This is a genomic window from Streptomyces sp. NPDC047971 (assembly GCF_040653355.1).
In the GTDB taxonomy this organism is placed as follows: domain Bacteria; phylum Actinomycetota; class Actinomycetes; order Streptomycetales; family Streptomycetaceae; genus Streptomyces.
Genome location: NZ_JBEZNW010000013.1, coordinates 60,663 through 73,757, shown reverse-complemented (window position 1 = coordinate 73,757; position 13,095 = coordinate 60,663). Strand labels below are relative to the sequence as shown.

At 72.4% G+C, this 13,095-nt stretch carries 12 protein-coding genes; 2 read left to right on the top strand and 10 right to left on the bottom strand.

The features are described 5' to 3' along the window. Window positions 1-213 precede the first annotated feature (213 nt). The 6 genes from ligA to AB0D99_RS15080 all read right to left on the bottom strand — a co-directional run bounded on the left by ligA (window position 214) and on the right by AB0D99_RS15080 (window position 7,184). Window positions 214-2,394 (bottom strand): NAD-dependent DNA ligase LigA, encoded by a 2,181-nt coding sequence (gene ligA, locus AB0D99_RS15105; RefSeq protein WP_362360776.1) that lies wholly within the window; start codon window positions 2,392-2,394, stop codon window positions 214-216. 32 nt (window positions 2,395-2,426) lie between these two features. Continuing rightward, complete coding sequence (locus tag AB0D99_RS15100) at window positions 2,427-3,440, bottom strand: methionine synthase (protein ID WP_362360773.1); 1,014 nt, start codon at window positions 3,438-3,440, stop codon at window positions 2,427-2,429. 5 nt (window positions 3,441-3,445) lie between these two features. Further along, window positions 3,446-4,135 carry an SDR family oxidoreductase gene (locus tag AB0D99_RS15095; RefSeq protein WP_362360770.1) on the bottom strand — a complete coding sequence of 230 codons (690 nt, stop codon included), beginning with the start codon at window positions 4,133-4,135 and terminating at the stop codon, window positions 3,446-3,448. A gap of 84 nt (window positions 4,136-4,219) precedes the next feature. Next, complete coding sequence (locus AB0D99_RS15090; RefSeq protein ID WP_362360767.1) at window positions 4,220-5,839, bottom strand: cation acetate symporter; 1,620 nt, start codon at window positions 5,837-5,839, stop codon at window positions 4,220-4,222. Beyond that, window positions 5,836-6,435, bottom strand: coding sequence for a DUF485 domain-containing protein (locus AB0D99_RS15085; RefSeq protein WP_362360764.1), 600 nt, complete (start codon window positions 6,433-6,435; stop codon window positions 5,836-5,838). Before AB0D99_RS15085 ends, AB0D99_RS15090 begins: the two co-directional genes overlap by 4 nt. A 218-nt stretch (window positions 6,436-6,653) precedes the next feature. After that, window positions 6,654-7,184, bottom strand: coding sequence for a TIGR00730 family Rossman fold protein (locus AB0D99_RS15080; RefSeq protein ID WP_362360760.1), 531 nt, complete (start codon window positions 7,182-7,184; stop codon window positions 6,654-6,656). Window positions 7,185-7,281: 97 nt separating this feature from the next. On the opposite strand from AB0D99_RS15080, the gene AB0D99_RS15075 reads away from it, so the two are divergent. After that, window positions 7,282-8,091 carry an alpha/beta fold hydrolase gene (locus AB0D99_RS15075; RefSeq protein WP_362360757.1) on the top strand — a complete coding sequence of 270 codons (810 nt, stop codon included), beginning with the start codon at window positions 7,282-7,284 and terminating at the stop codon, window positions 8,089-8,091. A gap of 114 nt (window positions 8,092-8,205) precedes the next feature. Here the strand turns inward: AB0D99_RS15075 and mnmA are convergent, their stop codons facing one another. Next, window positions 8,206-9,336 carry a tRNA 2-thiouridine(34) synthase MnmA gene (gene mnmA, locus AB0D99_RS15070; RefSeq protein ID WP_362360754.1) on the bottom strand — a complete coding sequence of 377 codons (1,131 nt, stop codon included), beginning with the start codon at window positions 9,334-9,336 and terminating at the stop codon, window positions 8,206-8,208. A gap of 61 nt (window positions 9,337-9,397) precedes the next feature. Between mnmA and AB0D99_RS15065 the strand changes: the two genes are divergently transcribed. Further along, window positions 9,398-10,048 (top strand): N-acetylmuramoyl-L-alanine amidase, encoded by a 651-nt coding sequence (locus AB0D99_RS15065; protein ID WP_362360751.1) that lies wholly within the window; start codon window positions 9,398-9,400, stop codon window positions 10,046-10,048. Between the two features lie 124 nt (window positions 10,049-10,172). Here the strand turns inward: AB0D99_RS15065 and AB0D99_RS15060 are convergent, their stop codons facing one another. The 3 genes from AB0D99_RS15060 to AB0D99_RS15050 all read right to left on the bottom strand — a co-directional run bounded on the left by AB0D99_RS15060 (window position 10,173) and on the right by AB0D99_RS15050 (window position 13,020). Next, the gene (locus AB0D99_RS15060; protein WP_362360748.1) at window positions 10,173-11,336 is read right to left on the bottom strand and encodes a cysteine desulfurase family protein; all 1,164 of its coding nucleotides are present in this window, start codon (window positions 11,334-11,336) and stop codon (window positions 10,173-10,175) included. 134 nt (window positions 11,337-11,470) lie between these two features. Continuing rightward, window positions 11,471-12,319: a thioesterase family protein gene (locus AB0D99_RS15055; protein ID WP_362360745.1), complete on the bottom strand. Its 849-nt coding sequence runs from the start codon at window positions 12,317-12,319 to the stop codon at window positions 11,471-11,473. 23 nt (window positions 12,320-12,342) lie between these two features. Further along, entirely contained in the window at window positions 12,343-13,020 is a 678-nt protein-coding gene (locus AB0D99_RS15050) for a trimeric intracellular cation channel family protein (protein ID WP_362360742.1), read from the bottom strand. Window positions 13,021-13,095: the final 75 nt, after the last annotated feature.

Genomic DNA, 13,095 nt, shown 5'->3' with positions numbered 1-13,095 from the left:
CCGTCGCAACGCGATGGGCCGTTGTCATGCCTCCACGACCGGCAGAGCCCTCGCAGGCCGTGCACGACAGACGCACGGTCACAACAGTAGGCCGCGGAGGGCTCCGACGGGCAGCGCTCTCCATCTCTTGCCCGAATGCGACCCGCCCACCCCTAACGATCTGGTATGCGCCGAACGGGTGACGTTCCCGGCTGTCCCTTGCTTCTCTCCCGTCTAACCCTCTACCGGGACCGCCGCCTCCCGAGCGGCCTCGGGACCCTCCGCGAGCAGCACCGCGAAGCCGTCCTCGTCCAGAACCGGAACCTTCAGCTGCATCGCCTTGTCGTACTTCGACCCGGGGTTGTCACCGACGACCACGAAGTGGGTCTTCTTCGAAACGGAACCGGTCACCTTCGCCCCGAGGCTCTGGAGCGACTCTTTTGCGCCATCCCTGGTGAAGTTCTGCAGGGTGCCGGTCACGACGACGGTCAGCCCCTCCAGCGGACGCGGCCCCTGCTCCTCGCCCGCGCCCTCGTCCTCGAACGTGACTCCGGCGGCTCGCCACTTGCGCACGATCTCCCGGTGCCACTCCTCGGAGAACCAGTCCTTCACCGCGGCCGCGATGATCCCGCCGACTCCGTCGACGGCCGCCAGCTCCTCCTGGGTGGCCTGCTCGATCCGCTCAAGGGAGCGGAACTCACGGGCCAGCGCCTGGGCCGCCACCGGCCCGACGTGGCGGATCGACAGACCGTTGATGAACCGGGCCAGCGGCCGCGCCTTGGCCGCCTCGATGTTCGCCAGCATCGCGAGCGCGTTCTTCTTCGGCTCGCCCTTCTGGTTGGCGAAGACCGTGACGACCTTCTCCTCACCGGTCTTCGGGTCCCGCTTGGGCAGCCCGCTGTCCGGGTCGAGGACGTGTGCCTTGATGGGAAGGAGCTGCTCGATGGTGAGGTCGAAGAGATCGCCCTCGTCGACGAGCGGCGGCTCGGAGGGCACCAGCGGGCGGGTCAGGGCGGCCGCCGCCACGGCACCGAAGTTCTCGATGTCCAGGCACTCCCGGCCCGCCAGATAGAAGAGACGTTCACGCAACTGGGCCGGGCAGGTCCGCGCGTTCGGGCAGCGCAGATCGATGTCGCCCTCCTTCATGGCCCGCAGCGGTGTCCCGCAGGCGGGACACTCGGCCGGCATCACGAACTCCCGCTCCGTGCCGTCCCGCAGGTCGGCGACGGGGCCGAGGATCTCCGGAATGACGTCACCGGCCTTGCGCAGCACGACCGTGTCCCCGATCAGGACGCCCTTGGCCTTGACCACCTCCTGGTTGTGGAGGGTGGCGAACTCGACCTCGGAGCCCGCGACCTTGACCGGCTCGACCTGGGCGTACGGGGTGACCCGGCCCGTCCGGCCGACGCCGACCTTGATGTCGACGAGCTTGGTGTTGACCTCCTCCGGCGCGTACTTCCAGGCGATGGCCCAGCGCGGGGCCCGCGCGGTGGAGCCGAGCCGGCCCTGGAGCGGGATCTCGTCCAGCTTGACGACGACCCCGTCGATCTCGTGCTCGACGGAGTGGCGGTTCTCCCCGAAGTACGCGATGAACTCCCGTACCTCGTCGAGCGAACCGACCACGCGGTTGTGCCGGGCCGTCGGCAGGCCCCATTCGCGCAGCAGGTCGTACGCCTGGCTGAGGCGGTCGATGTCGAAGCCCTCGCGGGCGCCGATGCCGTGGACCACCATGCGCAGCGGGAGCGTGGCCGTGACCTTCGGGTCCTTCTGGCGCAGCGAACCGGAGGCGGAGTTGCGCGGGTTCGCGTACGGCTGCTCACCGGCCGCCACCCGGCGGGCGTTGAGGTCGGCGAAGCCCTCCATCGGGAAGTAGACCTCGCCCCGGATCTCCACCAGGTCCGGGATGCGGTCGCCGGACAGCCGGTCCGGGATGCCGTGGATGGTCCGGGCGTTGGGCGTGATGTCCTCGCCGGTGACACCGGTGCCCCGGGTGGCGGCCCGGGTGAGCCGTCCCCTCTCGTACGTCAGGTTGATCGCGAGGCCGTCGACCTTGAGCTCGCACAGGAAGCTGTACGCGGACGTGCCGACGTCCTTGGCCACCCGGTCCGCCCAGGCGGACAGTTCGGCGTCGTCGAAGGCGTTGTCCAGCGAGTACATGCGCTCGCGGTGGTCGACCTTGGCCAGGCCCGTCTCGTAGTCCCCCGAGACCTTCTGCGTCGGCGAGTCCGGGGTACGCAGCCCGGGGTACTCCTCCTCCAGCGCCTCCAGGGAGCGCAGCAGCCTGTCGAACTCGCCGTCACTGATGACGGGCTGGTCCTTCACGTAGTACCGGAAGCGGTGCTCCTCGACCTGCTCGGCCAGCTCGGCGTGCTTCTCCCGTGCCTCGGCGGGCAGGGCCCCCTGTTCGACTGCCACCGTTACTCGTCCTCCCGTTGCCTGGACCGAAGTCACTCAGGGTTGTCCGCGAGCGATCTCGCCGCCCGGGCGCAGTGGGCGAGCGCCGCCCGGGCATATGCCGGAGAAGCGCCCGCGAGCCCGCACGTCGGAGTGATCACCACGGACTCGGCGAGAGTCCCCGGATTCAGCCCCAGCCTGCGCCACAGCGTCCTGACACCCATGACGCTACCGCCCGGGTCCGACAATGGGGCGTCGGTCGAGGGCACCACGCCCGCGAAGAGCTTCGTGCCCGCCTCCACGGCCTCGCCGATCGGCTCCTCGTCACGTTCGGTGAGCAGACCGAAGTCGAACGAGACCCCGGCGACGCCGGCACGGCGCAGCAGCCCGAACGGGACGTCGGGTGCGCAGGAGTGGACGATCACCGGGCCGTCGTGGACGGCGATCACCTCGCGCAGGGCGCTCTCGACGACCTGCCGGTCGACGGCGCGGTGGGTGCGGTAGCCGCTGGCCGTGCGGACCTGGCCGCGCAGCACGGACGTCAGGGAGGGCTCGTCGAGCTGGAGGACGAGCCGGGCGCCGGGGACCCGCTTGCGGAGCTCGGCGAGGTGGCCGCCCAACCCTTCGGCGAGGGAGCCCACGAGGTCCCGGCAGGCTCCGGGGTCGCCGAGGGCCGCCTCGCCGCCGCGTCGCTCCAGGGCGGTGGCGAGCGTCCAGGGGCCCACGGCCTGGACCTTGAGCGGGCCTTCGTAACCCTGGGTGAACTCCTCCAGGGCGTCGAGGTCCTCGCCGAGCCAGGAGCGGGCGCGCCGGGTGTCCCGGCCGGGCCGGTCGCTGACCCGCCATCCGCTCGGCTCCACGTGCGCGTACATCTCGACGAGCAGTCCGATGGTCCGCCCGATCATGTCGGCGCCGGGCCCGCGGGCCGGGAGCTCCGCCAGGAAGGGGAAGTCCTCGAAGGAGCCCGTGACGGTCCTGGCCGCCTCCCGGGCGTCGCCTCCGGGCATGGAACCGACGCCGGTGGCGGGCCCCCAGGTGGACGCCGCCCGCTCGCTGGTCTCGCTCACTGTTCCTACCGTCCCGGACGGACCGTCAGGTCGTTGATCTCGGCGTCCCTCGGCAGGTCGACGGCCGTGAGGATCGTGGTCGCGACGGACTCCGGGTCGATCCACCGGGAGGGGTCGTACTCCTTGCCCTCCTGGGAGTGCACCTTGGCCTGCATCGGGCTGGCGGTCCGCCCCGGGTAGACCGAGGTGACGCGCACGCCGTTGCCGTGCTCCTCGTGGCGCAGGGAGTCGGCGAGCGCCTTCAGGCCGTGCTTGGAGGCGGCGTAGGCGCTCCACTCGGCGTGGGCGTTGAGCCCGGCGCCGGAGTTGACGAAGACCACGTGGCCCTGGGAGACCCGCAGCTGGGGCAGGAAGTGCCGGGTCAGCTCGGCGGGGGCGACGAGGTTGACGTTGAGCTGGTGGCGCCAGGTCTTCGGGGTGAGGTCGCCCACCGGCCCGAGGTCGACGACGCCCGCGATGTGCAGCAGCGTGTCGACCCGCTCGGGCAGGCTCTGGTGCGAGAACGCCCACGAGAGCCGGTCGGGGTCGGCGAGGTCTCCGACGAGGGTCCTGGCGCCGGGGAACTCGGCGGCGAGCTCCTTGGCCCGGCCGGCGTCGCGCGCGTGCAGCACGAGCTCGTCCCCGCGCGCGTGCAGCCGACGGGCGACGGCCGCGCCGATGCCGGAACCCGCCCCGGTGATCACATGTGTAGGCATGGGGACATGGTCCCATCCGCGGCCGGGCGGAGGGTACGGGTGGTCGCCCGGCGGGCCGGGCGACCACCCGTCGGCGCGTGCGCGTCAGGACGCGGAGGCGCTGTTCGCCGCGGGTGTGCCGGCCAGGATCGTCTCCTCCACCGCTTCGTACCGGATGCGCTGGTCGGCCGGGTCGCGTTCACGGAGCACCGTGCCGAGCCAGCCCGCGAGGAAGCCCAGCGGGGCCGAGAGGATGCCCGACGTGGTGAACGGGAACCAGTTGAAGTCCTGGTCCGGGAAGATCGCCTGGGGCGATCCGGAGACCAGGTTGCTGCCGGTCATGAGGATGAACGCGGAGGCGCTGCCCACGATGAGGGTGCAGAGCAGTCCCGTACGGGAGTAGCGGCGCCAGAAGAGGCTGTAGATGAGGGCCGGTGCGACCGCGGACGCGCCGATGCAGAAGGACAGGGTGAGCAGTGCCTGAAGGTTCAGGTGCCGGGCACCGGCGGCGATCGCGATCGCCACGAGCCCCACGACCGCCGCGGCGGTCCGGGCGATCGCCATCTCCGTGGACCCCTTCAGTCGCGCCTTGCGGCGCAGCCCGTGGGTGATGAGGTCGTGCGCCAGGGTGTTGGCGCAGGCGAGGGTGATCCCGGCGACCGAGGCCAGCAGGGTGAGGAAGATGGCTGTCGCCACGGCCGTGAACAGCAGCGTCTCCACGGTCGTCTGGTCCGTGCCCATGACGGCCTGGCTGACCATGAGGAAGGCCGTCTTGCCCTGCGGGTCGCCGGCGACGATCCCCTGGTGGCCGACGATCGCCGCCGCGCCGAAGCCGATGACGGTGATCAGCAGACAGGTCACGACGACGGTCGACACGGCCCAGGACATCGACCGTCGCACGGCTGTCGCGCTGCGGGCGGTGAACATGCGCATGGTGATCTGCGGCAGCACCGCGGCGCCCAGCACGACCGTCAGCTGCGTGCTGATCATGTCGAGTTCGTCGCCGCCGAACTGCAGGCCGGAGGCGAGATAGGCGTCTCCCGCCCCGCTGCCGCGCTGGGCGGCGTCCAGCAGGGAGGGCAGGCTGAAGTCGAAGCGGTGGAGGATGAGCGCGGCGATCGCGAGGGAGGCGCCGAGCAGGACGACGGTCTTGACGATCTGGATGAAGGCGGTGCCCTTCATGCCGCCGATCGCCGCGTACGCGATCATCAGCAGGCCCAGGAAGACGATCGACCCGGTCTTGAAGCCGTCGGCGTCGAAGCCGAGGACGACGGAGAGGAGATCGCCGGCGCCCGCGAGCTGGAAGATCACCAGCGGGAGCAGCGCGGTCAGGGTGACGGCGGCCGTCGTGATCCGCACGGCGGGGCCGGGGAGACGCCGGGTGAAGACGTCGCCGATCGTGAACCGGCCGGCGTTGCGCAGTGGTTCGGCGAGCAGGAACATCATCAGGACCAGTGAGAGCACGGTGCTCAGGGCGAGCGTGACGCCGTCGTAGCCGACGAGCGCGATGATGCCGATGGTGCCGAGGACGGTGCCGGCGGAGATGTAGTCGCCGGCGATCGCGAGGCCGCTCTGCACGGGGGAGAGCGAGCGGTAGCCGGTGTAGAAGTCGCCCAGGTCGTCTCGGTCGGGGCTGGTCATCACGCACAGCATCAGCGTGACGGTGATGACGGCGATGAAGGCCATCAGCGACATGGTCTGGGCCTCGGAGCTGAAGCTGGTCATGCGCGCGCACCTCCGCCCGGCTGCTGCCACACGGGACGGCCGGGGCGGCTCGGGCGCTCCGGCCGGGGTGCGGCCGCCGCGGCCGCCTGCTCGGCGCGTGCGCGGATCGCCGCGGCGAGCGGGTCGACGCGCTTGCGCGCGATCCGCTCGTACAGCGCGATCGCCGCCAGCGCCACGGGCAGCTGGAGGAGCCCCAGGACCAGACCGGTGGTGAGACCGCCGGCGAGGTCGCCGGTCATCATCGAGGGGGCGTAGCCGGACAGGAAGAGGAAGACGACGAAGTAGCCGAGCGCGGTGAAGGTGGCGACGCGGCGGAGCCTGCGGTAGGCCGAACCGAGCCGGCGCAGATCGTCACGGTCGTCGGCGGCGGGCGGTCCCGGCTGGGCGGACGCCTCCCAGGGCTGCTGTGTGGAGTCCCAGCCCTGCTGCGCGGAGTCCCACGCTCGCGGGGACGAGTCCCAGGCCGCCTGGGGGTCGGTGTCCCAGGACGGCGGTCCACCCTCCCAGGACTGCGACGCCGCCTCGTGGCGGTGCCGCCCGGCGTTCCGGTGCTGCGGTACAGGTGGTGGGCCGGGGAAAGGCTGGTGGTACGACATCGATCTTGCTCCTTGCGGACCCGGGGGACGGGCGGGTGGCGCCGGTGGTCCGCGTACGTTACTCATGGGTATGGCCCTTGCGTAAGAGGGTTTCCGACCGCTCGGTATGTCGGTTCGGTGACGATCCTGTGTGCGCGGAGGCCGAACCCGCGGTAACCCCGTCGTGGATCTTTCCGCAGGTCACGCGCGCCTCCCCGGGAAGGCGCGGACGCCGTCGACTAGGCCGCGGCCTCCAGGTACGCGAGAGCGGACACGGCGTCCTCCGCGAAGAAGACCAGGTCGGTCAGAGGCAGGGGCAGGAAGCCCTCGGCGTCCATGCGGTGGAACTGGGTCTTCAGGCCGTCGTAGAAGCCGGCCGTGTTCAGCAGCACCACCGGCTTGGTGTGCTTGCCGTGCTTCCTCAGCTCCAGGACCTCGGTGGCCTCGTCGAGGGTGCCGGTGCCGCCGACCATGACGACGATCGCGTCGGACTTGGCCAGGAGCAGTGCCTTCCGCTCGGCGAGGTCCTTGGCGATGATCATCTCGTCCGCGCCCGGCCGGGCCTTGGCGGCGAGGAAGTCGACCGAGACGCCCACGAGCCGGCCGCCCGCCTCCTCCACGCCGTCCGCGACGACCTTCATCAGGCCGACGTCGGAGCCTCCCCAGACGAGGGTGTGGCCCGCCTTCCCGAGGCGTTCGGCGAAGTCGCGGGCGGGGGCGGTGTAGCGCTCGTCGAGGTCGGCGGCGGAGAGGAAGACGCAGATGTTCATGGCCCCACGGTAGGCGCCGACCTGCGGGTTCCAAGAATTTCCGGGAAATCCAGCCGAGCGGCGATGAGTTCGGGGAGCGACCGCGGTCCTATCCGGCATGGACGAGGTGAACAGCACACTGCGCCGGTCCCGGGGACGGGTCACGTCGGGGGACGGCACGCGGATCGCGTACGAGCGCTGCGGGGAGGGACGGCCCGTGATCCTGGTGGGCGGCGCGCTCTGCACCGCCGAGAGCGAGGCGCCCCTGGCCGGCCTCCTCGCGCCGCGGTACTCGGTCGTGACCTACGACCGGCGGGGCCGGGGCGCAAGCGGCGACACCGGCCCGTACACCGTCGAGCGGGAGGTCGACGACCTGGCGGCGCTGATCGACGAGGTGGGTGGCCGGGTGATCGTGCACGGCACCTCCTCGGGCGGGGCGCTGGCGCTGGCCGCGGCGGGCGCCGGGCTGCCGATCGACCGGCTCTCGGTCTACGAGCCGCCGTTCTCGGCGGAGGCCGGCGCATGCGAGACGTACGCCGCGCACCGGCGCCGGCTGACCGGGCTGCTGGAGCGGGGGCTGCGGACGGCGGCCCTGGAACTGTTCCTGGCGGACGCGGTGCCGCCGGGGGCACTGGCCGGGATGCGCGGCGGGGCGGAGTGGCCCCGGCTGGAGGCCGTGGCGCACACCCTGGCCTACGACCATGCGGTGCTGGGCGACGGCGCTGTGCCGGCCGGACGCCTGCGCCGGGTCCACGCGCGCGTGCTGGTCGTCGACGGCGGCGCGAGCCCCGCCTGGATGCGCCGGGCGGCCCGCGTCGTCTCGACGACCCTCCCCCGCGCTCGCCACCGCACCCTGACGGGCCAGACGCACCAGGTGGCCCCGCACGTGCTGGCACCGGCGCTGGAGGAGTTCTTCGAGGAGGAGTGAACCGCCGGGGGTGAGCGGTGGACCGCCCGTCGTCCGGGCAGGACCGGCGGACGGCCGATCCCGGCGCCGACCGGAGCGCACCGGCCGCCCCGGGGCCCGATCGCCGTCAGATCGTCAGACCGTCGCCGTCGCCGTGCCGCGCACCGTCGTCGCGATCGTCGCCGAGCCCACCACGCGCGTGCCGTCGTACAGCACGATCGCCTGGCCGGGGGCCACACCCCTGACCGCTTCGTCGAAGGTGACCGTCAGCTCGCCGTCCTCCAGGGCCGCCGTCACCGCCGTCTCGCCGCCGTGGGCGCGCAGCTGGGCGGTGTAGCGGCCGGGGCCCTCCGGGGCCGTGCCGCACCAACGGGGCTTGATCGCCGTGAGGCCGGTGACGTCGAGCGCCTCGACCGGGCCGACCGTGACCGTGTTGTTCACCGGGGAGATGTCCAGGACGTAGCGCGGCTTGCCGTCCGGTGCCGGGTGCCCGATCCGCAGGCCCTTGCGCTGGCCGATGGTGAAGCCGTACGCACCCTCGTGGGTGCCCACCTTCGTACCCGACTCGTCGACGATGTCGCCTTCCGCCCGGCCGAGCCGGGAGGCCAGGAAGCCCTGGGTGTCGCCGTCGGCGATGAAGCAGATGTCGTGGCTGTCGGGCTTCTTCGCCACCGCGAGCCCGCGCCGCTCCGCCTCCGCCCGGATCTCGTCCTTGGTCGTGAGGGTGTCGCCCAGCGGGAACATCGCGTGGGCGAGCTGCTTCTCGTCCAGGACACCGAGGACGTACGACTGGTCCTTGGCCATGTCGGACGCGCGGTGCAGCTCGCGCGAACCGTCCTCGTGGAGCACGACCGTGGCGTAGTGGCCGGTGCAGACCGCGTCGAAGCCGAGCGCGAGAGCCTTGTCGAGCAGCGCCGCGAACTTGATCTTCTCGTTGCAGCGCAGGCACGGGTTGGGCGTGCGGCCCGCCTCGTACTCCGCGACGAAGTCGTCGACGACGTCCTCGCGGAACCGCTCGGCGAGGTCCCAGACGTAGAAGGGGATGCCGATGACGTCGGCCGCGCGGCGGGCGTCGCGGGAGTCCTCGATGGTGCAGCAGCCGCGCGCGCCGGTACGGAACGACTGGGGGTTCGCGGAGAGCGCCAGGTGGACGCCGGTGACGTCGTGCCCGGCTTCGGCCGCGCGGGCGGCGGCGACGGCGGAGTCCACCCCGCCGGACATGGCGGCGAGGACACGGAGGGGGCGCTGCGGCGGAGTCTGAGTCATAGCCCTACCAGGGTACGGGGCGTCGGGAACCACGGTCGCGTGAGTAAGCGTTGTCCTGCACATGGGGAGCGAGAAGAAGCGGGGGGTGGGGCGGCGGGCCGTCCTGCTCGGCGGCGGTGCGGCCGTGCTGGGTACGGCGGCGCTGGCCCGCGACGAGCTGGCGCGCGCCTGGTGGCGGCTGCCGGGCACCGAGAAGGACCGGGTGGAGGGCGAGCTCGACCACAAGGGGGCCGACTGGTCCGCCGCGTCCCGGGCGAACTGGCGGCGGGCCGACCGGCCGGCCGACTACACGATCGACCGGGTGGTGATCCATGTCGTCCAGGGCAGTTACGCGAGCGCGCTGAAGGTCTTCAAGAACCCGGGGCACGGCGCCGCCACGCACTACGTCGTCCGGAAGGACGGACACGTGGCGCAGATGATCCGCGAGCTCGACGTGGCCTTCCACGCCGGGAACCGGGACATGAACGAGCGGAGCGTCGGCATCGAGCACGAGGGCTTCGTCGACCGGCCCCAGGACTTCACCGCGGCGATGTACGCGTCCTCGGCGCGGCTGACGGCCGGGATCTGCGCCCGGTACGGCCTCCCCGTCGACCGGGAGCACGTCATCGGGCACGTCGAGGTGCCGGGGACGGACCACACGGACCCGGGGCCGCACTGGGACTGGGACCGCTACATGAAGCTCGTACGGGAGGCTTCGAAGAAGGTCACCTGAGCCCCGGGGCCCGAACCGCACGGGGCACGAGCCGCACGGGGCCCGGGCCACCCGGGGCCGAGCCACCCGGACGCCGCGGCTCGAAGGGCTCGGCTCCCGGAGCCCGCGGCGCTGCGGCTGCGGCTCAGACCAGGCCGGCGGTGCGGGCGCGCTCCACCGCCGGGCCGATGGCCGCGGCGACCGCCGCCACGTCCTCCTTGGTGGAGGTGTGGCCGAGGGTGAAGCGCAGGGTGCCCCGGGCGAGGTCCGGGTCGGTGCCGGTGGCGAGGAGGACATGGCTCGGTTGGGCGACGCCCGCGGTGCACGCCGAGCCGGTGGAGCACTCGATGCCCTGGGCGTCGAGGAGCAGGAGCAGGGAGTCGCCCTCGCAGCCGGGGAAGGTGAAGTGGGCGTTGGCGGGGAGCCGGTCGTCCGGGTCGCCGCCGAGGATCGCGTCGGGGACGGCGGCGAGGACGGCGGCGACGAGTTCGTCGCGCAGGGCGCCGATCTCGCGGGCGAACTCCGCGCGCCGCTCGGCGGCGAGCTGTCCGGCGACGGCGAAGGCCGCGATGGCGGGTACGTCGAGGGTGCCGGAGCGGACGTGCCGCTCCTGGCCGCCGCCGTGCAGGACGGGGACGGGGCTGTACTCGCGGCCCAGGAGCAGGGCGCCGATGCCGTAGGGTCCGCCGATCTTGTGGCCGGAGACGGTCAGGGCGGCGAGGCCGGAGGCGGCGAAGTCGACGGGGATCTGGCCGAACGCCTGGACGGCGTCGGCATGCAGCGGGACATCGAACTCACGGGCGACGTCGGCGAGTTCGCGGACCGGCATGACCGTGCCGATCTCGTTGTTCGCCCACATGACGGTGGCGAGCGCGACGGATCCGGGCTCGCGGGCGATCGCCTCGCGCAGGTCGTCGGGGTGGACGCGGCCGTACCGGTCGACGGGAAGGTACTCGACGGTGGCGCCCTCGTGGGTGGCGAGCCAGTCGACAGCGTCGAGCACGGCGTGGTGCTCGACGGGGCTCGCGAGGACGCGGGTGCGGGCGGGGTCGGCGTCGCGGCGGGCCCAGTACAGCCCCTTCACGGCGAGGTTGTCGGCCTCGGTGCCGCCGGAGGTGAAGACCACCTCGCTGGGCCGGGCGCCGAGGGCGGCGGCGAGGGTCTCGCGCGCCTCCTCGACGACCCGCCGGGCGCGCCGCCCGGCGGCGTGGAGCGAGGAGGCGTTGCCGACGACGGCGAGCTGGGCGTTCATCGCCTCGATCGCCTCGGGCAGCATGGGCGTGGTCGCGGCGTGGTCGAGGTAAGCCATGGTGCCTAGATTCTACGAGGACGCGGCCCCCGGGCCCGCCGGGGGCCCGAGGCGCCCGCCGCCGGCTCGCCCCCGTGGCCGGGAGGCGCGTTCGGCCGCCCGGGCGGCGGGACTTCGCGAAGCCCCACCGCTCGTCAGCCGCGCGGCGCCCGGGCCAGCTGGCGGGACTGCGCGACGAGTCGGTCCGCGCTGTCCCAGACCTCGGCGTCCTCCTCCAGGAAGCCTCCGGCGAGGTTGCGCGTGGTGATGGAGACGCGCAGCGGGCCCGGGGCCGGGCGGCAGCGGATGTGGGTGGTGAGTTCGACCGTGGGGGTCCAGCCCTTGAGGCCCAGCTCGAACGAGGTCGGCGGCAGCGCGTCGACGGTGAGGAGCAGGGAGAGCGCGTCGGGCTCGCGGCCGTCGGAGAGACCGAACCAGGCCCGCATCTCGCCCTTGCCCGACGGAGCGCCGATCGCCCAGCCGACGGTCGCGGGGTCGAGCTTGAGGTCGAGCCGCTCGGTGATGGCGCTGGAGCCGGGGATCGGGGGCCTGGGGCCGTCGGAGGCGCCGAAGCAGTGCTCGATGGGGGCGATCGCGGGGGGCGTGGCGACGGTGCGGACGTCGTCGGTGAGGGCGTCGAGGTCGCCGTAGGAGGCGAGGACCCGGATGCGCTCGACCTCGGTGCCGTCCTCGGCGTACTGGAAGAGGGACGCCTGACCGGTGGAGAGGGTGCGGCCGGTGCGGACGGTCTCGGTGCGGATCACCGCGGGTCCCGGCACGGACGGCGTGAGGTAGTGCGCCGAGATCGTGAACGGGTCCGGGTGCGGGAGGTGGTCACCGAGTGCGCGGCCGAGCAGAGCGAGGAGATAGCCGCCGTTGACGGCGCTGATGATGGTCCACCCGGCGGAGAGTTCGGCGTCGTAGACGCCGGGGGCGCGGAGGGTGACGGCGGTGTCGCGGTCGAACTCGCTGGTCGCCGCGGTCGTCTCGATACTCGTGCTCATGTTTTCGACGGTACAGCAGGAAACTACTGAGCGGTAGCTTTTTCCGGTTCCTCACGGGCGGAGGAACGGCGGTTCCAGGCGCGGGGCGCGCGCCAGTGGTAGCGCATCGCGAGGAGACGAAGGACGAAGGCGGTCGCGACGGCCACACCGCTCGTATACGCGTTGAGGATGTCGAAGCGGATGCAGAGGACGACCATGGTGGCGCCCACGATGGCGGGCACGGCGTAGAGGTCGCGGTCCCAGCGGAGGAGCGAGGGAACCTCGTTGGCCAGGACGTCGCGCAGGACACCGCCGCCGACGGCGGTCGCGAGCCCGAGCACGGCGGAGGAGGTGAGTCCGAGACCGTAGTCGTACGCCTTGGTGGTGCCGGTGACACAGAAGAGTCCGAGGCCGGCGGCGTCGAAGACGTTGACGGCGTTCTGGGTGCGCTCGACCTCGGGGTGGAGGAAGAAGACCAGGACCGTGGCGACGAGCGGCATGAGGAAGTAGCCGAGGTCCGTGAAGGCGGCGGGGGGCACGGCGCCGATGATCAGGTCGCGGAAGAGGCCGCCGCCGAGGGCGGTGACCTCGGCGAGGACGGCGATGCCGAAGACGTCGAAGTTCTTGCGGACGGCGAGGAGGGCGCCTGAGATGGCGAAGACGAAGATGCCGACGAGATCGAGGGCGTGTTGCACGGAGGGGCTGAAGAGGTCGTGGAGCACCGAGCAATTGTGCCGGGTCCCCGGGGCGCCGACGGCCAGGCGGACGGCGGCCCCGCGCGGCGAGGCCCCGGACCT